This window comes from Rathayibacter oskolensis, from assembly GCF_900177245.1.
Taxonomy (GTDB): domain Bacteria; phylum Actinomycetota; class Actinomycetes; order Actinomycetales; family Microbacteriaceae; genus Rathayibacter; species Rathayibacter oskolensis.
In genome coordinates this window covers 294,926-316,079 of sequence record NZ_FXBM01000003.1, presented here as the reverse complement: position 1 = coordinate 316,079, position 21,154 = coordinate 294,926, and the positions used below count along the sequence as shown (strand labels likewise).

Here is a 21,154-nt window from a genome sequence, read left to right as displayed (position 1 = left end):
TTCGATCGGTCGGGCGCATCAGTAGGCCATGAGGTTGTCGCGGAAGGTGTCGAACTCGTACTGCGTGCGGGTGAGCCCGCGGCGCTGCAGCTCGGGCACCAGCCCGTCGCAGATCTCGAGGGAGTACCGGCGCGAGAAGTAGCTGTTCGCGATCAGGAATCCGTCGCCGCCCACCTCCTGCATCACCTCGTCCATGTAGCCGGCGACGCTGTCGGGGGTGCCGACGTAGCCGAGCGACCCGGCGTTGAGCGGATTGCCGGTGATCACCTCGCGGAGCACCCGGCCCTCCCACTGCGCGACCATCGACTGGTGCCCGTTCGAGACCAGGGTCGAGGGCAGCGGCTCGTCGAGATCGAACTGCGAGAAGTCGATGCCCGACTGCCGCGACAGCGACGCGAGCTGGTACTCGATCTCGTTCGCGTCGAGCACTGCGAGGCGCTGGTAGCGCTCGACCGCGCGATCGGTGGTCTCGTCGACGACCGGCGAGACCAGGAACATGAGCTTGGTGCGGTCGGGGTCGCGTCCGGCCGCCACCGCACCGGCTCGCACCTCGTCGCGGTAGGCCTTCATCTTCTCGGCGGTGCCGGCCGACACGATGATCGTCTCCGCCCACTCCGAGGCGAAGCGGCGGCCGCGCGCGGAGCCGCCCGCCTGGCAGATGACGGGCGAGCCCTGCGGGGATCGCGGGGAGGAGAGCGGACCGCGGGAGCGGAAGTACTTGCCCTCGAAGTCGAGCGGGTGCACCTTCGACCCGTTGGCGAACACCCCGTTCTCGAGATCGAGGACCAGCGCGTCCTCCTCCCAGCCCTCCCAGAGCCCGTGCGCCACCTGCAGGAACTCATCGGCCATGTCGTAGCGCTCGTCGTGGGGGTACTGCTTGTCGCGGCCGTAGTTCTGCGCCCCGCCGTCGTTCGACCCCGTCACCACGTTCCAGCCGATGCGGCCGTCCGACACGTGATCGAAGGTGTTCATCATCCGCGCGAGCATGAAGGGGTGGTACTCGGTCGTCGAGCAGGTGACCACGATGCCGAGGTTCTCGGTCGCCTCGATGAGGAACGGGGCGAGGATCGACGGGTCGAGCTTCGGGGTGTCGACCGAGTGCCGCAGGTAGGCGTCGTGCGAGTTCTGGTAGGTGTACGGCACGTTCGAGGAGTCCTCGATCATGAAGTAGTCGAACCCGGCCCGCTCCATCGCCCGCGCGTGGTCGACGGCGAAGTCGGGCCGGGCGAAGCGCGAGACGGCCGAGCCGGCCCAGGCGTGCTTCCACGCCTTGGGCCCGAATCCCTTCGAGTAGAACCAGCCGAGGTGGAACGGGGAGGCCGTCATGCGGTGCAGCTTTCTCTCGAGTGGGGGGAGGAGGGGAGCGGCCGTCGCATCAGAACGCCATCAGGTTCTCGCGCAGCGTGCTGTGCTCGTAGGCCGATCGGGTGAGGCCGCGCTTCTGCAGCTCGGGCACGAGACCGTCGCAGATCTCGGCGACGTAGCGGCGCGAGAAGTAGCTGTCGTTCAGGAGGAAGCCGTCGCCGCCCACCTCCTGCATCAGCTCGTCCATCTCGGCGGCCACGTCCTTCGCGGTGCCCGAGAGCGGGACGCACTCGAGGCTCCGCTGGTAGCGCAGGACGTCGCGGAGGACCTTGCCCTCCATCGCCGCGGCGCTCGACTGGTGGCCGTTGGAGATCAGGCGCGGGAGCGGCTCGTCCAGAGCGAACTGGGCGAAGTCGATCCCGGTGCCCCGCGACAGCGCGGCGAGCCCGAACTCCGTCTCGCGCTCGGCGAAGTCGTACCGCGCCTGGCGTCGCTCTAGGGCCGCCTCCGTCGTCTCGTCGATGATCGGCGAGATCAGGAAGAGGACCTTGATCGAGTCGGGGTCGCGGCCCGCCAGGGCCGCCTTCGCGCGGACGTCCTCGCGGTAGGCCTTCATCTGGTCGACCCCGCGCGCCGCGCAGATGATCGTCTCCGCCCACTGCGCGGCGAACGTGCGCCCGCGGCCCGAGCCTCCGGCCTGGCAGATGACGGGCGAGCCCTGAGGGGAGTGCGGAGAGGAGAGCGGTCCGCGGGAGCGGAAGTACGTCCCCTCGTGATGGATCGGGTGCACCTTCGAGCCGTCGGCGAAGACCCCGTTCTCGAGGTCGAGCACCAGGGCGTCCTCGTCCCACGAGCGCCAGAGCCCGTGCGCGACGGTGAGGAACTCGTCCGCCATGTCGTAGCGCTCGTCGTGCGGGTACTGCTTCTCGCGCCCGTAGTTCTGCGCCCCGCCGTCGTTCGAGCCGGTGACGACGTTCCAGCCGATCCGGCCCTCCGACACGTGGTCGAGGGCGTTCATCTTGCGAGCCAGCATGAACGGGTGGTACTCGGTCGTCGAGCAGGTCACCACGACCCCGAGGTTCGTCGTGGCGGCCGTGATGAAGGGCGCGAGCACGATCGGGTCGAGCTTGGGAGTGTCGACCGAGTGCCGCAGGTAGGCGTCGTGCGAGCCCTGGTACGTGTACGGGACGTTCGAGGAGTCCTCGAGCATCAGGTAGTCGAAGCCGGCGCGCTCCATCGCGCGGGCCAGATCGACGGCCATGTCGGGCTTCGTGAATCGCGCGACGGCAGAACCTGCCCAGTCGTGCTTCCATGCCTTCGGGCCGAACCCTTTCGAGTAGAACCAGCCGAGATGGAAGGGATGAGCAGACATCGACACCGCCGTGGAAAGGGGGGAACAGGGACGTTCACGAACCTATCGACGGCGTATTTCGGCTTCGGCTTGCGGGAGTGACATCGTCATTACGCCGCGCGGAGGTGCGTCTGCCGCGCCGCCCGCCTCCGCCGGATCACCCGGAATCCCGCGCGACTGGGACCTCGCGGACAGGCGCGCTTCCGCGCCGGTTCGCCGGGCGGGACCGGCGCGCCGGATCGCCGGGGGTCGGTGCGGCGACGGCCGTCGGGGCGGCGAGGGCCCGGCGGACGGTCGGCGGAGGCGGTCGCCGCCGGATCGTCTTCGAGGTGGCGTAACAGCGATGTAATGCCGAGGCGCACGCCGTCGTAATGTGAAAGGCGGATCCTTGTCCTCCAGGATTCCCGCCGCCGTGCATCCCTCTCGATTCGACCCGCGCAGTCAATCTCCTGGAGATCACATGGACCCCTCGGCTCACCAAGGACAGGACCAGAAGGACTCGGCCCGGAAGGACTCGGTCCGCGAGGACTCGCCGGAACGCGAGTTCCGCCGACTCGCCCGCGAGCGGGCGTCGGAGCAGAACCTCGTGCGGATGCGCTCCGTCCTCAGCGTGCACGGAGCGCTGCGCACCGGACTCCGGATGGGCAGCATCGCGCCGTCCGACCGGCTCGAGGAGTCGGTGCTCGTGCGCAAGTACTCCGTCAGCCGCAACGCGGTGCGCGCGGCCCTCCGGCTGCTGGTGGAGGAGGGGGTCGTCTCCCGGGCGCCTCGCGCCGGCACCGTCATCCTCTGCGGCCTGGCCGACGTCCGCATCGACAACGGCGTCGCCTGGGCGAGGGCCGAGGACGCCGACCACGAGCTCGTGACGACCGAGAGCCGCTGGATCCCGTCGACCCCCGTCACGCGGACGATGCTGGGGACCGACAGCGCGCAGGTGCACTGCACCGAGATGGTCGACCTCCTCGACGGCCGGCCGAGCCTTCTCTACACCCGGTTCTGCCTCGCTCCGGGCACCGAGCGCCCCTCCGTCTCCGGCGGACGCGACGGCAGCTTCGAGACGCTGTTCGCCCAGACCTACGGCACCCGGATCGGCTCGATCGACTGCTGGGTCGAGGCGAAGGGAGCCGACGAGCGCGCGGCCGCGCAGCTGGGAGTCGCCCCGGGCACCGCGCTCCTGGTGAAGTCCCGCCAGATCTGGGGCGAGGACGGGGTCCCGCGCGAGTACAGCGTGACGCACTACCTCGCCTCGCGGGTCGCGCTGACGACCGTCCTCGAGGGAGCGTCGACGCACGCGCCGACCGTGGTCCCGCGGGTGCGCTTCGAGCGGGGCGGGCCCGCGGCGCCGACCGGCCCGGCCGAGCAGGGACCTCCGGCGCACCGCCGCTCCGTGCTCGATGTGCACTCCGAACTGCGGGCGGCCATCCGCGGCGGGCTCTTCCGCGTCGACGAGCAGCTCGTCGAGGACGATCTCGCCCGGGAGTTCAGCACCTCGCGCAACACCGTGCGCGCCGCTCTCGCGCAACTCGTCGACGAGGGCCTCATCCGGCGGGATCGTCGCCACGGCACTGTGGTCGTCGTCCCGATCGCCGAGCTCACGATCGACAACGCCATGGGCTGGTCCCCCGAGGACACCGGGCGCCATCGCACCGAGAGCATCTCGGCGGCGACCATCCCGACTCCGCCGATCGTCGGCGAGCGGCTGGGGACGGACTGCCCGACCGTGTCCGTCGGCCACTTCCTCTCGCGCCGCGACGGCCGACCCTTCGTCATCTACATCCGCTACTCCGAACCGGTGGAGCACCCCCGTCCGCTGACGAACGAGACCCGGGTCGACTTCGACGATCTGTTCCGCCACAGCTACGGAGTGTCGCTCGACCGGATCGAGACCAGCGTGCACGCCGTGCGGGCCGGCGACCGAGCCGCCGGTCTGCTCGGCGTCGCGCCGGGGACGCTCCTGCTCCTCAAGGAGAGGCTCCTCGTGGGGGAGGACGGTCGCGCGAGGGAGTTCAGCCACAGCTACTACGTCGCCGCCGGCGTGGTGCTCTCGACGCGGCGGTCCGCCTCGGCTCAGGCGCGGGCGGTCCGGTCGGCCGCTTAGCCACACGCGCGGGTCTGAGGCCGCCGCCCGCCTGGGGGCTGCCCGCGGGCCCGCGGCCTCAGCTCGGGGCGTCGGAGCGGGGAGCGAACGACGCGGCAGCAGCGAGCAGCTCGTCGACACTCGGGTAGGCCCAGCGGAGGTAGGCCACGGGGACGCGGCTGCGCACGGCGACCAGCTCGTGCGTCACCTCGGTCGGGCCGACCTCGGTCACGGTGCGCGCGATCGCGGCGAGCCTCTGCTCCTCCCGCTCGCGGCGGATCCGCTCGCTCGTCTCGTGCGCCCGCTTCGCCCGGGGCCGCACGTCGGCTCGTCGCCGCGACGCCTCGGCGGACTGCTCGCGAGCCCAGGTGCGGGTGGCGGCGATGTCGCGCCCCAGCTGCTGCACGAGCGCCTCCGCGTCGCGGTAGCGGCGCTGCGGGCGCAGCTTCGCGCACAGCTCGACCGTGATCTCGTGCCCGTAGAGAGGGCCGGAGAAGTCGAGCAGGTGCGCCTCGAGCAGGCGCTGCCCGTCCCGTCCGTAGAAGCTGGTGCGGCGGCCGACCGAGACGGCCGCGACGTGCGTCGAGCCGTCGGCCCGGTCGTGCACGGTGCCCGCATACACGCCGTCGGCGAGCCCGCTCTCGGCGAGCGGGATGTTCGCGGTCGGGAACCCGAGGAGGCGACCCCGCTGATCCCCGGGCACCACCACTCCGGTCACGCTGAACAGGGCCTCGGGACGGGTGACGGTCATGGCGGCGAACCTCCTCGGAAGACCCGGTGATCGGGCACCCTCCCAGTAGAGCGCGCGGGCGTTTCAACGGCATGACCCACCGCTTGCGATCGCATTGCGCCACTCGCGACGCACGCTTCCATCGCCGCCGACAGGCTCCGGTGGAACGCGCCGACGGGACGAGACGACCGGCACGACCCGGTGCTGAACACTCGTCATCCGCTCGGAAGGAAAGTCGGGTCCCTGACGGCATGCCGGCCGCACCGCACCTCCTCGACGAGCGCACTCCACAGCCCGGCGCCGCAGGTTCCAGGGCTGGTCAGCAGCGGCGTATTTCAAGCTTTACTCCGCTTTATCCGATCTGGATAAAGCGGAGTAAAGCTTGAAAAGTCGGGGTCGTGGATGCCACGATCCGTCCCCGTTCTCGAGGTTCCTGCTGTCGGTGCTCGGCGAGCGCGCCGATCGTCCCTCTGAGCCGATCGATCGGTCAGAGACGGCCCGTCCGGCCGCTTGCGTTCGGGCCGTCTGTGACGGATCGAGCGTCCGGGTGACCCGTCAGCTCGCCTGCAGCCGGCTGATCTCGTCACGCGCCGCTGCGACCAGCTCATCGTTGGTGTGCGCGTGGCCCCAGAGCCCCCAGCCGCCGACCGGCGACTCCGTCAGGAGCACCCGGGTCCGGTCGGCGAGGCCGGGATCGCCCGCCATCAGCCGCGCGGAGCAGCGGATCGAGCCCTTCGACGAGACGACCGCCGAGGTGCTCGCGCATCTCGAGACGATCCTCCCCGCCTGACCATCCGCGACGGCGCCCGCCGAGGCGTCCCGGCACCGTCGAGGCGTCCCTCCGCAGCTGGACGCTTCGACAGCTGCGGGACGCCTCGGAGACACGGTCAGGCCGGCGCCCCGATGGTGGAGTCCTCGTACTCCTCCGTCAGCCCGTGGGGCGTCTTCTCCCACTTGTGCGGGCTGAAGACGATCTGCCAGGCCGCGCGCCAGGCCGAGATCGAGTGCAGCACCCAGTAGACCGGGTTCAGCACGGCGAACGCGGCGATCCGCCAGTTGTAGCGCTTCCACGCGGCGATGCCCGACACCACGATCATCAGCGCGTTCGAGAACAGCATGTTCGTCGTGCCGGCGACGATCAGCCACTCCGGGATGTCGAGCCCGAGGAACTGCACGCCGACGTAGGTGACGATGGTGAACCCCAGCACCAGCGGGTACAGGAGGAACGCGACCGGCGTCCCCATGATCAGCGCGACCAGGCTCAGCGTGCCCAGGATCCCGTTCACGCGGAACCAGCGGATCGGGTGCCGCGTGTTCACGCCCGCGGTCATCATGTAGCCCTTGATCCACCGGGTGCGCTGCTTGATCCACGCGGGGACCTCGGCGCACGCCTCCTCCCAGGTGTTCGAGTCGACCACGCCGACGCGATAGCCGTGCGCGGCCACGCGGAGCCCGAGGTCGGCGTCCTCGGTCACGTTGTACGGGTCCCAGGCGCCGAGCTCGCGCAGCACGCGGGTCTCGAAGTGGTTGGAGGTGCCGCCGAGCGGGATCGGCAGGTGCGACTGGTCGAGGCCGGGCAGCATCGCGCCGAACCAGTGCGCGTACTCGACCGCGAACATCCGGGTGAGCACGTTGTAGTCGGCGTTGAAGTAGCTCAGCGCGCCCTGGAGGCAGACGAGCTGCTTCTGCTCGGGGTTCACGTGCCGGCGCTCGAACTCGTCCTCGCGGAACAGCCGCACGCACTTGCGCAGCTGGTCGGGGTCGGGCCGGTCCTCGGCGTCGTAGATCACGACGAACTCGCCGCGGGCGAAGCTGAGGCCGTAGTTGCAGGCGCGGGGCTTGGTCTGCGGGCCTCCCGGCGGCACGATCACCATGCGCACGTACTCGGGCGGGTTCATCCGCCGCACCGCGCCGATCGTCTCGTCGTCGTCGGCCTCGAGCAGCACGAGCACCTCGAGCTTGGCCTTGGGGTAGTCGAGCGCGCCGAGGTTCACCAGCAGCTTGCTGATGATGTTGGCCTCCTTGTAGGCCGGGACGAGGATCGTGTAGATCGGCAGCTCGTCGTCGGTCATGCGCGGAGGCGACACCGCGAGACCGCGACGGCCGCGCTCGAGCGCCACCTCCTCCTCCCACGCCGTCACCGAGCTCTTGTTGAGCGGGGCGCGAAGCCCGGCCAGCGCCTTGAACGCGATGTTCATCAGGAACAGCAGGTTCGCCGCCGCGAGCACGATCACGAAGGTGATGCTCGGTGCGAGCACGACGCCCACGACGACGACGACGACCAGCACGAGCGGGGTGACCACCTGCCAGCGGCGCAGCCCCGACTTCGCCGACTCGTCGCCGCTCTCGACGGCGAGTGCGTCGGCGGCGCCGAACAGCAGTGCGGCGCGGCAGGCGCTCTCGACGGCCTGGAAGATGTCCCAGTCGGTGGTCGTCCGCACCGAGATGCGGTCGACCCCGAGCATCTCGCGCGCCTCGTCGTACATCGCGGCCGTCGGAGGCACCGACGTCGCGATCACGCCGGTGCCGTCCTCGAGCACTCGCCACGGCACCCAGCCGGCGCCGACCAGGCTCGAGGCGCCGATGCGGGCCAGCAGGGCCGCGCCCGGGGGCTCCTCGACGAGGTCGACCATCGGGGCGTCCCACTGCTCGGCGAGCGCCGCGTACATCTCGCGGCGGGTGACAGCGCCGTCGATGATGAGGTGCCGGCCGAGCAGGCCGCCCTCGCGGGCCTGGCGGCGCAGTGCCTCGTCGAGCTGCTCCTGGGTGATCAGCTCGCGCTCGAGCAGGATCTCGCCCACACGGGCCGTGCGCGTCTGGACCATGGTCAGCCTCCGAGCCGCTCGTAGACGACGTAGATGCCCTGCTCGAACACGGGGCGGTAGCGGGTGTCGAACGAGGAGTCGCTGGTGATCGCGTCGTAGACCAGGTCGGCGACTCCGGTCTCGCTCAGCTCGGGGGCGTCGGCGGTCGTCACGAACACCCACTTCGCGTGCGTGTAGGGAGCGGCGAGCGCCTCGTCGAAGAGCTCGCCGGCCGAGCGGTTGTAGTACTCGCTGAGCGGTATGCCGATCTCGGGCAGCAGCGCGTTGCCGGCGGCGCTCTCGTCCATCAGCACTCCCCCGCCGTCGTAGTTCTCGCCGAGGAACGCGGCGGCGGCGGTCGCCCCCGACGCCTCCTTGAGGCCGACGTACCCGGTGGCCTCGGCGATCACGGCGTTGCGGTCGAGATCCTGCGCCCACCACGCGGTCTGCACGCCGAGCAGCACCAGCACGGCGCCGAGCGCGCCCACCCCGATCCGCGGGAGGCGCCGCACGGCGTCGACGAGCACCGCCGCGAGCACCGCGAGGAACGGCAGCACCGAGAGCGCGTAGCGGTTGTTCCACCAGTTCGTCGGCAGCGTCTGGTCGTTGTTCATGTGGGTCTGGCCGAGGTAGAGGCTGAGCAGCGAGAACGCGTACGAGACGATCATCAGCCAGATCACGAGAGCGTCGTCCGAGATCCCCCGGCGCCACGCGAGGACCAGGGCGCCGGCGATGCCGAGGGCGACCGTCAGCAGCCCCGAGGTCTCGAGCACCGCCCAGTTGTACGACCACAGCGTCAGCCCCGCGTTGCCCTGGTAGGCGAGGAGCCCCGCATCGGCGACCGCCTTCTGCAGGTTCGAGGCCGAGTACTCGCCGTTCATGAACTCGAGCGGGTTGGAGTAGACGGTGAAGTTGTAGACGAGCCACCAGATGATCGAGATCAGCGGCAGGATCCCGAAGGCGCAGGCCATCTTGACGGCGTAGAAGAGCGACCTCTTGCGCCGCCAGGCGACGATCAGCACGACGAGCGTGCCGCCGAACACGAGCACCCAGCCCTCGTAGCGCGAGAGCGTGGCCGCCGCGGCGGGCAGCCCGCAGAAGACCATCATCTCGCCGGCCATCAGGTTGCGGCGGCTGGTGACCCAGTGCGAGAGGCCGGCGAAGCAGCCGACCATCGTGACGATCAGCACCGGCTCCGTCATCGCGGTCGAGTAGGCGTAGAGCACGCCGGGGTTCGCCAGGACGAGCAGCACGGCGGTGAGGCGGCCGGCCCGGAGGTGACCCACCCGCGCCGAGATCCGGTACACCCCGCAGGCGGTCCCGGCGAGGCAGACCATGCCGAGCAGGCCTGCGGCCCAGCCGGTGTGCCAGAGCCAGAGCGACTGCACGAAGGGGATGAGGATGAGGCTCGGGATCGGGAGCCAGACGGTGCCGAGCTGCGTGAATCCGGGCGCCTTCGAGTCGAAGATGCGCCGCGAGATCGAGAGGTGGCTCTGCGTGTCGGCGTAGGCGAGGTTGATGCCCGAGGAGGTGGTCACCAGGCAGGCGGCGAAGCCGACCAGGAGCGACACGACGAGCACGACGACGGTGCCCGGCACCTGCCGCCCGGTGACGGGCGCACCGAGCCTGTCCCAGGCGCGCAGCCACCACGGGCGGCGCGCGGGCGCGGCGGCCCGCGCTGCCGGCGCGGTGATCGTGCTGGTCATGGCCCGGGATCCGGTCAGTCGGAGGAGGGCGTGCCGGGGCGCGCCGGCGGCGTCGGATCGGCCGCGTGGGCGCCGTGGGACGCCTCCGGAGCCTGCGGACCCGCTGCCGCCTCCGGAGTCGTGGTCTGCAAGCCTGCTGCCGCCTCCGCCTCGGCGCGCTCCTGCGCGTCGACGTAGGCGGCGACCGCCCGGGCGCGGCGGCGGCGGGCGAGCCAGCCGAGCAGGATCAGCAGGCCGATGACGACGATCGCGACCACGAACCAGATCGCGTACGACGAGTAGTCGTCCTTGACCTCCGCCTGCGGAGTGATCTCGTTGCTGTCGATCTGCACCGGCTCGGTCGTCGCCGATCCGGTCACCGCGAGGTTGCCCGAGAGCGAGGTCCAGCCCTCCTCGGCCGCGTAGGCGCCGATCGAGGACTGCAGCGCCGAGGAGGCGGTGGCGTCGCCGTCGGGGCTCCACCCGCCGAGCAGCACGAGGTCGCGCCCCTCGGTGGTGAAGGCCTCGAGTGCGGCGTAGGGGGCGTCGGTGCCGACTCCGTAGTCGAGGCTCGAGGAGTCGATCGCGGTGAACTCGGCGAGGCGCAGCGGCGTGCGCAGCGACTCCGCCTCCTCGGCGCCCGCCCCGACGATGAGGCCGGAGCGGTCGGAGTCGGCGAAGTCGTCGAGGCCGACGACCGAGACGGCGAGCGGGGAGGAGTCGACCCGCTGCAGCGCGGTCACGAGGTCGCCCGCGCTGCGCAGCGCGTCGGCGCCGGTGGCCGACTCGCCGAAGGCGACGGCGAGCTCGCCGCCGAAGGCCTGCGGGAACCGGCCGAAGCCGGGAGCCGCCGACTCGCCGCGGACGCCGGTGACGGTCGAGGACGCCCCGTCGACGAAGAACTCGATCGGCACCGAGTCGGCGGAGCCGATGCAGAGGCCGTCGCTCTCGCGGACGGCCGAGAGCCGCACCGAGAGTCCGTTGGAGGAGCCGAGCTGGCCGGTGGGGACCGACAGCTCCATGTCGACCGCGGTCTCGGTGCCGAGGACGCTCGAGCCGATCAGGAAGTCGTTCCAGTAGACGTTCGCCGTCGCCGTGACGCCCTCGGGGATCGCGGAGTGCGTGCCGACCAGCTCGAGCTCGACCGAGGAGACCGGGCCGCCGAACGCCGACTGGGTGATGGTGGTGTAGCTCGCCGCCGCACCGGTGCTGCCGAGCGCGATCCGATCGGCGCCGAAGTCGGCGAGGGTGTGCTCGAGCGAGCTCGACGGGGTCATCTTCTGCGAGAGCCCGGTCGTGGTGGCGCTCGAGGCGAGGCCCGCGTAGTCGCTGCCGAGCGCTGCTCCGGCCGTGGCGAGGTCGCCCTCGGCACCCGAGAGCGTCAGGGCCGGCACGCCGGAGTCGTCGCCGATCGACGTGACGACGTCGCCGTCGCCCGCCTCGAAGCGCACGACGCGGCCCTGCGCGGCGTCGAGGTCGGGGCGGCCGTCGACCGCGCTCTCCTCCGACACCGTGATGGCGACTCCGGAGGGGTAGCGGGAGGCGAGCGAGGCGGCGGCCGACAGTCCCGCGGCGCGCAGGGCGTCGTCGGCACCGTCGGGCACGACGATCGAGACGGCGGTGATCGCGTCGGGGAAGAAGTCGCCGACCGTGGTGGGCGCCGCGGGGAGGCCGTCGCCGACGACTCCGATGCCCGAGACCGTGAGCGAGCGGCCCTCGACCTCGCAGAGCGCGCCGGAGGAGCCGGTCGCCCCGTTCAGCTGGAATCCGATCGCGAGCACGCCGTCGACGACGTCTCCGGGCTGGATCGGGAGGTCGAGGGTCGTCGCGGTCGACGCGTCGAGGGTCTGTACGGTGCGGCCCGACACGATGACGGCCAGCGACCCGGTCAGCGGCTCGAACGCCTCCAGCGTCGCGATCACGCGCGTCGGAGTGACGCCGTCGGCGACGGGGAGGGTGAGGTACTCGAGCGCCGCACCGGCGGTGACGGTGATCGTCGCTCCGCTCGCCGCGGCCTCGACGACCGCTCCGGTCGCCGGGTCGACGAAGTCGGCGGCGGAGGCGCTGGAGGCGGCTCCCAGGGTGAGGGCGACGCAGATCGCCGGGACGACGGCGGCTGCGAGAGCGCGCCGGCGCAGGGGGGAGAAGAGCATGTGGGCGTCGATCCGATCGGCATACGGGAGCTCGGACCGGCCGGCGCTCGAGGATGGAGAATCGAACGGTCGTGCTCGGGCCTCGGCGGAAGCCGTGGAATCGGCTGCGGCGCCCCGTTCTGGCGTCAGTCTAGGGAGTGCGCCGCGACCGATCCGGTGGTCAGCAATCGGTGTTCCGCCCCCGTCCGAGTGTCAGGACGACCGAAGACGTACCCCTGCACGTCGGTCACCCCGAGCTCGCGGAGGAGGGCGATCGTCTCGGCGTCCTCCGCTCCCTCCACGATCACGCGGACCCCGACGGCGACGGAGTACGACTGCATCGCGCGCACGATCTCGCGCTTGCGGAGCTCGGTCGCGAGGTCGGTGATCAGGGCCCGGTCGAGCTTCACGATGTCGAGCGGGAAGGTCGCGATCGAGACCGCCGACGATCCCTGCGCCCCGTAGTCGTCGAGAGCGATCAGCACGCCGACGTCGCGCAGGCGCTGGGCGTGCGCCCGCAGCTCGTCGGTCGCGTCGTCGAGCGAGCGCTCGTTCAGCTCGACGCAGAGGCGGATCCCGGGGAAGCGCGCGGGCACCCCGGCGAGACGATCGCCGAGCCGATCGGGAGCGAGCTGCTCGAGGTCGACATTGACGGTCATGCAGTCGACGCCCACGCCGGTGTCGCGGAAGCTCTCGGCCGCCGCCATCGCCTTCTCGACCACCTGGACGGTGAGCTCGTCGAGGAGGTCGAGCTCGCGGACCTTCGGGATCAGCACGGCCGGGGGGATGCTGCCCACGATCGGGTCGTCGAGTCTGAGCAGCGCCTCGAACGCCCAGATGCGGTTGGTCGCCAGCTCGACGATCGGCTGGAACGCCAGGTCGAGGGTGCCCTCGCGGACCGCGCGCGCCGCCGCCTCCCTGAGTGGATCGACGAGCACCGAGGTGACGTCGATCGCGCTCGAGCGCTCGCGGCCGGCGCGGCTCCTGCTGCGCTTGAGCGCGAGCATGCTGCGGTCGGCCTCGATCACGATCGTCGACGGATCCCGCTCCTCGTGCGCCGAGAAGGCGACTCCGACGCTCACCACCGGCGCGAGGGTGTCGCCGTCGACCGTCTCGGAGGCGCTCACCGTCTCGATGAGCGCCTCTGCTCGCCTCCGCGCGTCGTCGGCCGAGTGCAGACCCCGCAGGATCAGCACGAACTCGTCGCCGCCGATGCGCGCGGCGAACCCGCCCTCCGCGGTGATACCGCCCAGGCGCTGGCCGACGAGCCGGAGCATCTTGTCGCCCACGTGGTGCCCGCGCCCGTCGTTGAGGTCCTTGAAGTCGTCGAGGTCGAGGAACAGCACCGCGATGCCCTCGAACGGCCGGCGGTCGCGGTTGTAGGCGGCCAGCGCCTTCTGGAACGCCCGCTGGTTCGGCAGCCCCGTGAGCGGATCGCGGTCGACGTAGCGGCGGAGCGACTCCACGTCGTCGCGGGCGCCGAGGGTGTCGGTGCCCATGTGCGCCAGCGCGTCGAGGATCTGCTCGTCCTCGGTGTCGAAGGGCACCGCGCTGACCCGCTTCGACGCGACCACGTAGCGGGTGCGGCCGTCCGGCAGCAGCATGACCGAGCCGATCTCGCTGCCCGACGCGGGCTCGTCGCGCACCTCGATGCGATCGGCCTCGATCGAGGTGCGCGCGTGCGCGATGATCGCGCCCTCGGCCTGCGACGCGCCTCCCCACGGCAGCTCGAGGGCCGCGTCGAGCACCCCGGCGAGTCGCCTCCGCACCCGCCTGACCTCGATCCGCTTGGCGACGCTGAAGACCAGCGCTCCGATGCCCAGGAGGAGCATCGGACTCTGCTCGATCCCCGGGTCGTCCGCCATGGCCGGGACGACGACGCTGTCGAGGAACCAGATCGTGGTCGCGAGCGCCCACAGCAGCAGGACGAGCAGCAGCAGGCGGCTCGGGACGAGCGCGCTGAAGCCGAACGTCGAGTCGAGGCTCCAGCGCCCGCGCTGCCGCACGAAGTCGACGGCCAGCACGATCATGAGGAAGACGAGGGTCGCCGCGAGCAGGGCGACCGGAGCCGTCACGACTGCGCGGAGGGCGTCGAAGACCACGAGGTAGGCGATGGCCGCGAGGGCTCCCAGCCCGGTGACGTAGGCGGCGACCGCTGGGCTCCTGGTCTGCACGAGCTGCGCGACGAGGGTCGCCGCCGTCCAGACGCCCACGAGCCGGAGCGGATCGACTCCGGGCTGGAGCACCACGAGGAGCGTCACCGTCAGCCCGGCCGTCGGCATGCCCGAGCGGCGGCCGAGCTCGATCCGCAGCGACGCGGTGAGGGCGACGGCCACGCCGAACGCGATGACGAACGCCCAGCTGCCGGGAGGGGCGGAGAGCAGGAGCACCGTCGAGTTCACGATCAGGCCGAGCGCCAGAAGGCCGAAGAGACCGGCGATCACGACGTCGAGGGGCCCGAGCCCGTGGGTGCGCTGCATGGGGGCATGCTAGACGCCGGGGTCCTCATGCGGGGTGCTCCCACCTGTCGGGCCGTCCGGCGGGGCCGCCGCGATCCTCCGGCGGCACCGGAGCCGCCGATCCCGACGATCCCTGCAGCCGCATCGCCCCCGTCCGGAGGTGTGCGTCGCACGAGTGCGGACTCGAAGGTGAGCGCATGCCCCTCATCACCGCAGTCACCGCCGAGCTCACCCGCCGCGGACTCTTCGCCACCCCCCTCGGCGCGACCCTGGCCACCTCCTCCCCCTCCGACCCCGTGCTGCACTCCGAGATCGCCGTGCCCGGCGGGGTCGCGGGGCTCGACGCCTCCGGCCTCGTCCCGGTGGCCCAGCTCCCGGAGGCGGTGCTCACCGACTCCGGCGAGCGCCCGGTCGGCAAGGGCGAGCTGGTCTACAACGTGCAGGACTACGGAGCGACCGGCGACGGCAGCACCGACGACCTGCCGGCCATCGACGCGGCGATCGACGCTGCCGTCGCCACCTACGGAGGGGTCGTCTACTTCCCGCGCGGCATCTACCGGATCGCCGGGTCGATCGGGCGGGCCGGCGGGCTCGCGAGCATCGCGTTCCGCGGAGCGGGAGAGCTGTCGACGCGCATCCTCTCGCTGACCGACGCGCCGGTGGTGACCGGGGCCTTCTCGGCCTGCCGCTTCGAGAACCTGATCCTCGACGCGAACGGGCTCGGCTCGCCGTGCGTCTCGGCCCACCTCGACAAGACGGTGCTCGACTCGCTGCAGCTCTACGGCTGGACCGACTACGGCATGCGCCTGAACGACGGCACCTTCGGCGACCTCGGGCTGCTCAACCGCATCCAGCGCTGCAGCATCGACCAGTGCACGGGCACCGGGATCTGGGCGAGCTACCGGATGATCGACTCCTGGATCGTCGAGAACAACATCGGCGCCTCCTACGCCGACATCTCGGTCGAGGGCGGCCCGATCCGCATCCTCGGCAACCACCTCGACGGCTCGCCGCAGATCAACATCGAGCTCCGCGGGAACCGCCGCATCACGATCGCGAACAACATCATGGAGGGGGCGCGCCGGCAGTCGCTCGTCTACACGATGCCGCCGTGGCTCACCGAGGACCTCGCCCAGATCCAGATCGTCGGCAACGCCATCAGCAACGGAGGCAAGGCCGGGGCGAACACCTACCCCGCGATCTCGATCACCGGAGTCTCGCCGACCGCTCGCACCGTCGGCTTCAGCATCACCGGCAACATCTTCGCCTGCGAGGACGCGGGGGCGGGCTGGACCCACTGCGTCGAGGCCGTGAACGCGCGCGCGGTGTCGGTGCTCGGCAACCAGTGGGCGACCGGGCACCTGAACTCGAAGCCGGTGCGGGCGGTCGGCAGCACGGCCTACGAGGTGATCGGCAACCACGGGGACAACGCGGTGAAGACGACCTGACGGCTCTGCCGGAGGGACGGTCCGCATCCTGCTGCGCGACGGACGAGAATCGACGGGCCCCGCAGCTGCGCGGGGTCTGCTCGGAGGGACGGACGTGGTCACTTCCTCCGCCCGTCGCGTCGTGGCGGCGCTCGAGCGGCACCAGATCGCCTGGTACCTCGGGGCGATCGCCGTCGGGCTCGCCGCCGGGCTGCTCGTGCCCGCCGCATCGCGGCTCGGCGTCGCTATCACCCCGGTCCTCGGGCTGCTGCTGTTCGCCACCTTCCTCGGGGTGCCGTTCGGCTCGGTGCTGCGGGCGTTCCGCGACGGGCGCTTCCTCGCCGCCGTCGTGGCGCTGAACTTCGTCGTGGTGCCGGTGGTGGCCTTCGTGCTGTCGCGCGTCGTCGCCGACGACCCGGCGCTGGCGTTCGGGGTGCTGCTCGTGCTGCTCGCGCCGTGCGTCGACTACGTGATCGTCTTCTCCGGGCTGGCCGGCGGCGCCTCGGCGCGCCTGCTCGCGGCGACGGTGCCGCTGATGCTCGCGCAGATCCTGCTGCTGCCGGTCCTCCTGCGGCTGCTGCTGGGCGCGGAGGCGGTCTCGGCCGTCGAGGTCGGGCCTTTCGCGGAGGCGTTCCTGCTGCTGATCGTGCTGCCGCTCGCCGCCGCCGCCGCGACCCAGGCGCTGGCCGCGCGCTCGGTCGCGGGGCGCCGGGTCGAGAGCGCGATGCAGGGCCTGATGGTGCCGCTGATGGTGGCGACGCTCGTCACCGTGGTGGCGTCGCAGGCCGGCGCCGTCGGCGGCGCGCTGCCGCGGCTCGGCGTGCTGGTGCTGCTCTACTCCGGCTTCGTCGTGGTGATGACGGTGATCGGAGGCGTCGCCGGCCGCGTTGCGCGCCTCGACGTCCCGGGTCGGCGAGCGCTGCTGTTCAGCGGGGTCACGCGCAACTCGCTCGTCGTGCTGCCGCTCGCGCTCGCGCTGCCGCCCGCGCTCGCCCTCGTGCCGGTCGTCGTGGTCACCCAGACCCTCGTCGAGCTCGTGGCGATGGTGGTGCTGGTGCGGGTGGTGCCGCGGCTGGTGCGGTAGCGGCTCAGCGCGGCCGGCGCGCGGCCACCGCCGCCGCGACGAGCAGCAGCACGCCCGCCGCGCCGGTGAACCCCGCGACCACCGTCTCGCTCCACGGGGTCGTGTCGTACGACTGGTAGCCGGTGATCATCGGCGCGATCGAGAAGGTCGAGAACAGGTAGCCGGGGAGAGTGGCGCCGAGCAGGAGCAGCGCCGCGATCGCCGCCGCCCACGAGCGCCTCGCCCAGGTCAGCGCGAGCGCGACGAGGGCGAGCGCCGAGAGCAGGCCCACGACGAGCTGGAAGCCGACGTTCTGCAGCGGCGACGGCGCCCCGAGCAGCCCCGAGACGAGGGCGTGCAGCCCGAGGAGCCCGAACGACCCGGCCACCACGGCGACGAGGACCGGCGCGCCCCCCACCCGCGGCGGGAACGCCCGCCCGGTCGCCACGACACCGAGCGCGAGGAGGAGGCCGCCGACTCCGTAGAGCTGCGCCGACACCCCGACGTTCTCCCACGGGTCGGCGGGGAAGAAGTAGTCGAAGAGCGAGTCCTCGATGGTCCGGTCGGTGCGGGTCCAGGCGTCGGCGGCGACCACCCAGCGCTCGAGCGACGCGAGCAGCTGCAGCGCAGCCGAGGCGAGGACGAGACCGGCCGCGGCCAGCGACCATCGCGCGGGGGCCGTGGTGGCGGTCGAAGCAGCGACGGTCGTCATGCCTCCGAGCGTAGGCTCGGCGCCGCCGTGGCCGGGCGAACAGCAGGCGAACCCTCGCGCGGCCGGGCGCCGTGTGCCACCGTGTCCGCATGACGCGACTCGACGCCTCCGCCACCGCTCACGTCGACCGGATGCAGCACCCGCGCCGCGAGCAGATCGAGCGGGTGAGGGAGGCGGTGCTGTCGGCCGACGCGCGGCTGATCGAGTCGGTGAAGTGGAACGCCCCCAGCTACGCGATCGGGGAGCACCTCGTGACGCTGCGACTGCGCCCCGGCGACCGCGTCGAGGTGATCCTGCACCGCGGAGTCGCCGCCCGCCCCGACGCCGTCGCCCCCGAGCTCGACGACCCCGACGGCCGCCTCGACTGGCGGGCGCCCGATCGCGCCGTCCGCACCCTCGACTCCGGTGAGGATCCGGCCGTGCTCGTGCCGCTCGTGCGGCAGTGGCTCGCCGCGGTCGCCCCGGAGTGACCGCGCGAGACGAGCAGCATCCGACTCCGATGCCGGCTTGTTACCGTCATCGCATGAGATCCGGAGACGCCGCGGACGCCGCACTGTCCCTCGCCCGGTCGCCGGCGAGCACGACGTTCGCGGCCGCTCCGACCGACGAGCCAGTCGACCACGAGCGGAGGCGGCAGGTCCTGCGACCGCTCGTCGGCCGCGCCGTCGCGGGCCCGTCTGCGGCGGCAGACTCGGCCGGCACCGAGCGGTGAGCGCTCCCGACCGGGAGTCGTCCGACCGTCCGGCGTCCGACCGGCCCACGTCCGATCGACGCATCCTCGACCGGCGGATCCTGGGGCTGGCCGTCCCCGCACTCGGCGCCCTCGTCGCCGAGCCGCTGTTCCTCCTGACCGACTCCGCCCTCGTCGGCCACCTCGGCGCCGTGCCGCTGGCCGGACTCGCTCTGGGCGGGGCCGTGCTGCAGACGATCGTGGGGCTGATGGTCTTCCTCGCCTACAGCACGACCCCGCGCGTCGGACGGGCCCTCGGCGAGGGCGACGAGCGCCGGGCGGTGGCCGCCGGTGTCGACGGGGGCTGGCTCGCCCTCGCGCTCGGCGCGGTGATCGCGGTCGCCGGGGCGATCCTCGCTCCGGCCCTCATCGGGCTCTTCGGCGCAGAGGCGGACGTCGCCGACGCGGGCGTCCGCTACCTGTCCGTGAGCATGGCCGGGATCCCGGCGATGCTCGGTGTCTTCGCCCTCACGGGGCTCCTCCGCGGGTTCCAGGACACGCGCACCCCGCTGGTGATCGCGGCGGGCGGATTCGCGCTGAACGCCGCCCTCAACGCGGTGCTGATCTACCCGGTCGGCCTGGGGATAACCGGGTCGGCTCTGGGGACGGTGGTGGCGCAGTGGGCGATGTTCGCCGCCTACGCCGCGGTCGCCGTGCGGCTGGCCCGACGGGTCGGCGCGCCGCTCCGACCGCACCTCGCAGGCCTGCGCTCCTCCGCGGGGTCGGGCGGGTGGATGCTGCTGCGCACGGCGAGCCTGCGCGCGGCGATCCTGCTCGCGATCACGGTCGCGACGTCGTTCGGCGCGGAGGAGCTCGCCGCGTTCCAGGTGGCGATGACGCTCTTCTCGACAGTGGCGTTCGCCCTCGACGCGGTGGCGATCGCCGCGCAGGCGCTGCTCGGCCGCCTCCTCGGAGCGGGCGCCCTCGCCGAGGCCCGCGCCGTCACGAAACGCTGCGTGACCTGGGGGATCGCGGCCGGCGTCGTGCTCGGCCTGGTCGTGATCGCCTCGAGTGGCCTGCTGCCTCACGTCTTCTCGAGTGACCGGGAGGTGCTGCGCCTCCTGCCCGCGACCCTCGCCGTGGTGGGCGTCACGGCACCGCTCGGCGGCTACGTGTTCGTCCTTGACGGGGTCCTGATCGGGGCGGGCGACGGCCGCTACCTCGCTCTGAGCGGGCTGGCGAACCTCGCGATCTTCACTCCGCTGGCCCTCCTGGCGCCGCTCGCCCCCGCCGACTGGCGCCTCCTGGCGCTCTGGACGGCCTTCGGACTGGGCTTCCTCGGCGCCCGCGCACTGACCCTCGGCCTCCGCGTCCGGAGCGACGTCTGGCTCCGCTGAGCCCTCGAACAGAGTTTCGAACAGGCTGTGGAGAGACCTGTGGACAACTCCGCGTCACGTGACCCCCGGAGTGGCGTCGTCCTCCCTCCCGCACAGGTGCGATTCGCAGGTGCTCGCTCCCGGAATCGCCGATCCGCCGCGGACCCGCGCCGGAAGGCGGCCCGAAAACCTGCAGACAGCACAGACCCTTGCAGACCGCGGAGCGTCAGCGCGGCGGCGCGCTCGTGTTCCCGCGGTGGAACACCGCGTGGAAGCACACCGCCTCCACCTCGTCCCCCTCGAGCAGCGCGACCGCGGCCCGGCCGGCCGCGCGCCCCTTGTCGACGGCCGGCTGCACCACCGTGGTCAGGTCGTAGTCGGCGGCCAGCCCCGGCACCTGCACCCCGTCGAAGCCGACGACCGACAGGTCCGACGGCACCCGCAACCCGAGCTGCTCGGCCGCGAGCACGACTCCGGCGGCGAGGAGGTCGCTCTGGGCGATGACCGCGGTCGGCGGCGTCGCGACGTCGAGCAGCGCCCGTCCGGCAGCGACGCCCTCCTCCACCGTGCTGGCCGCGGCCGTCACCACGTCGATGTCGGCGAACACGTCCATCGCGCCCAGCAGTCGGTCGACCGCCGTGATGCTCGAGCTCGTCCTCCAGTCGGAGGGGAGGGGGCCGCGGCGCCGGTCCTTCGCGAACGGCAGGGCGACGGAGGCGACGCGCTCGTGACCCAGCTCGCGCAGGTGCTCGGCGAGCGTGCGGCTCGCCTCCCGGTTGTCGAGCGAGACCACCGCGGCCCCGAGCTCCGAGAAGCCCTCGACGACGACGACCGGCACACCGCGGCGGCGCAGGATCGCCAGGGAGTCGTCGACGGACGGGCTGCAGCCGACGAGGATCATCGCGTCGACCGGAGCCGTGGCGAGCAGACCCGCGCCGTCCTCCGTCTCGGTCAGCAGCAGGATGCCCGCGCCGACACCGCCGAGGACGTCGGCGATGCCGTCGAGCATCGCGATCTTGATCGGATCGCGGAAGGCGTGCAGCAGCCGCTCGTCGACGACGACGCCGACGATGCCCGAGCGCCCCCTCCGGAGCGACCTCGCGCGCGGGTCCGGTCCGCCGTAGTCGAGCTCGGCGGCGGCGCGCAGCACGCGCTCCTTGGTCGCGGCCGACACCGGGCCGGCGCCGCTGAAGACGAGGGACGCGGTCGAGGGCGAGACCCCGGCGTGCGTCGCGACGCGGGCGAGCGTCGGGCGTGCCGGGCGCTCCCGGGACTTCTGCGACTCCACGGTCCTCCTCGTCGGCCCTCCGGCGGCAGGTCTCGTCTTGACCGGCCCCGGGGTTCTGGATAGCTTAGACCGCCC

At 72.1% G+C, this 21,154-nt stretch carries 16 protein-coding genes; 6 read left to right on the top strand and 10 right to left on the bottom strand.

Annotated elements, in window-relative coordinates; genetic code table 11:
* Nucleotides 1-18: 18 nt before the first annotated feature.
* Nucleotides 19-1,326, bottom strand: a complete 1,308-nt coding sequence (locus tag B9Y99_RS16525; RefSeq protein ID WP_085477712.1) for an NtaA/DmoA family FMN-dependent monooxygenase — start codon at nucleotides 1,324-1,326, stop codon at nucleotides 19-21.
* A gap of 49 nt (nucleotides 1,327-1,375) precedes the next feature.
* Nucleotides 1,376-2,677 (bottom strand): NtaA/DmoA family FMN-dependent monooxygenase, encoded by a 1,302-nt coding sequence (locus B9Y99_RS16520; RefSeq protein WP_085477880.1) that lies wholly within the window; start codon nucleotides 2,675-2,677, stop codon nucleotides 1,376-1,378.
* A 439-nt stretch (nucleotides 2,678-3,116) separates the two neighbouring features.
* Between B9Y99_RS16520 and B9Y99_RS16515 the strand changes: the two genes are divergently transcribed.
* Complete coding sequence (locus B9Y99_RS16515; protein ID WP_085477711.1) at nucleotides 3,117-4,754, top strand: GntR family transcriptional regulator; 1,638 nt, start codon at nucleotides 3,117-3,119, stop codon at nucleotides 4,752-4,754.
* 58 nt (nucleotides 4,755-4,812) lie between these two features.
* Here the strand turns inward: B9Y99_RS16515 and B9Y99_RS19105 are convergent, their stop codons facing one another.
* From B9Y99_RS19105 to B9Y99_RS16490, 6 genes are all read right to left on the bottom strand, one after another.
* Nucleotides 4,813-5,484, bottom strand: coding sequence for a riboflavin kinase (locus B9Y99_RS19105; protein WP_085477710.1), 672 nt, complete (start codon nucleotides 5,482-5,484; stop codon nucleotides 4,813-4,815).
* Nucleotides 5,485-6,018: 534 nt separating this feature from the next.
* The gene (locus tag B9Y99_RS18905) at nucleotides 6,019-6,168 is read right to left on the bottom strand and encodes a hypothetical protein (RefSeq protein ID WP_165759658.1); all 150 of its coding nucleotides are present in this window, start codon (nucleotides 6,166-6,168) and stop codon (nucleotides 6,019-6,021) included.
* 182 nt (nucleotides 6,169-6,350) lie between these two features.
* On the bottom strand, nucleotides 6,351-8,288 hold the full coding sequence (locus tag B9Y99_RS16505; protein WP_129588095.1) for a glycosyltransferase: 1,938 nt from the start codon (nucleotides 8,286-8,288) through the stop codon (nucleotides 6,351-6,353).
* A gap of 2 nt (nucleotides 8,289-8,290) precedes the next feature.
* Nucleotides 8,291-9,973, bottom strand: a complete 1,683-nt coding sequence (locus tag B9Y99_RS16500; RefSeq protein ID WP_085477709.1) for an ArnT family glycosyltransferase — start codon at nucleotides 9,971-9,973, stop codon at nucleotides 8,291-8,293.
* A 14-nt stretch (nucleotides 9,974-9,987) separates the two neighbouring features.
* Complete coding sequence (locus B9Y99_RS16495; RefSeq protein ID WP_085477708.1) at nucleotides 9,988-12,105, bottom strand: hypothetical protein; 2,118 nt, start codon at nucleotides 12,103-12,105, stop codon at nucleotides 9,988-9,990.
* Nucleotides 12,106-12,230: 125 nt separating this feature from the next.
* Nucleotides 12,231-14,564: a putative bifunctional diguanylate cyclase/phosphodiesterase gene (locus B9Y99_RS16490; RefSeq protein ID WP_085477707.1), complete on the bottom strand. Its 2,334-nt coding sequence runs from the start codon at nucleotides 14,562-14,564 to the stop codon at nucleotides 12,231-12,233.
* A 176-nt stretch (nucleotides 14,565-14,740) separates the two neighbouring features.
* Here B9Y99_RS16490 and B9Y99_RS16485 point away from each other — a divergent pair, with 176 nt between their 5' ends.
* Nucleotides 14,741-15,991: a glycosyl hydrolase family 28-related protein gene (locus B9Y99_RS16485; RefSeq protein WP_085477706.1), complete on the top strand. Its 1,251-nt coding sequence runs from the start codon at nucleotides 14,741-14,743 to the stop codon at nucleotides 15,989-15,991.
* A 94-nt stretch (nucleotides 15,992-16,085) separates the two neighbouring features.
* On the top strand, nucleotides 16,086-17,054 hold the full coding sequence (locus B9Y99_RS16480) for an arsenic resistance protein (RefSeq protein ID WP_085477705.1): 969 nt from the start codon (nucleotides 16,086-16,088) through the stop codon (nucleotides 17,052-17,054).
* Nucleotides 17,055-17,058: 4 nt separating this feature from the next.
* Here B9Y99_RS16480 and B9Y99_RS16475 read toward each other — a convergent pair whose 3' ends face one another.
* Nucleotides 17,059-17,745, bottom strand: coding sequence for a hypothetical protein (locus tag B9Y99_RS16475; RefSeq protein ID WP_085477704.1), 687 nt, complete (start codon nucleotides 17,743-17,745; stop codon nucleotides 17,059-17,061).
* Between the two features lie 89 nt (nucleotides 17,746-17,834).
* Between B9Y99_RS16475 and B9Y99_RS16470 the strand changes: the two genes are divergently transcribed.
* Genes B9Y99_RS16470 through B9Y99_RS16460 form a run of 3 tightly spaced genes read left to right on the top strand, consistent with a single transcriptional unit; the run spans nucleotide 17,835 to nucleotide 19,812 of the window.
* On the top strand, nucleotides 17,835-18,215 hold the full coding sequence (locus B9Y99_RS16470) for a DUF1801 domain-containing protein (RefSeq protein ID WP_085477703.1): 381 nt from the start codon (nucleotides 17,835-17,837) through the stop codon (nucleotides 18,213-18,215).
* A 53-nt stretch (nucleotides 18,216-18,268) separates the two neighbouring features.
* On the top strand, nucleotides 18,269-18,457 hold the full coding sequence (locus B9Y99_RS16465) for a hypothetical protein (protein ID WP_085477702.1): 189 nt from the start codon (nucleotides 18,269-18,271) through the stop codon (nucleotides 18,455-18,457).
* Nucleotides 18,454-19,812: an MATE family efflux transporter gene (locus B9Y99_RS16460; protein WP_244275016.1), complete on the top strand. Its 1,359-nt coding sequence runs from the start codon at nucleotides 18,454-18,456 to the stop codon at nucleotides 19,810-19,812. The genes B9Y99_RS16465 and B9Y99_RS16460 overlap by 4 nt, the downstream gene beginning before the upstream one ends.
* Before the next feature lie 205 nt (nucleotides 19,813-20,017).
* Here B9Y99_RS16460 and B9Y99_RS16455 read toward each other — a convergent pair whose 3' ends face one another.
* On the bottom strand, nucleotides 20,018-21,079 hold the full coding sequence (locus tag B9Y99_RS16455; RefSeq protein ID WP_244275014.1) for a LacI family DNA-binding transcriptional regulator: 1,062 nt from the start codon (nucleotides 21,077-21,079) through the stop codon (nucleotides 20,018-20,020).
* Between the last annotated feature and the right edge of the window lie 75 nt (nucleotides 21,080-21,154).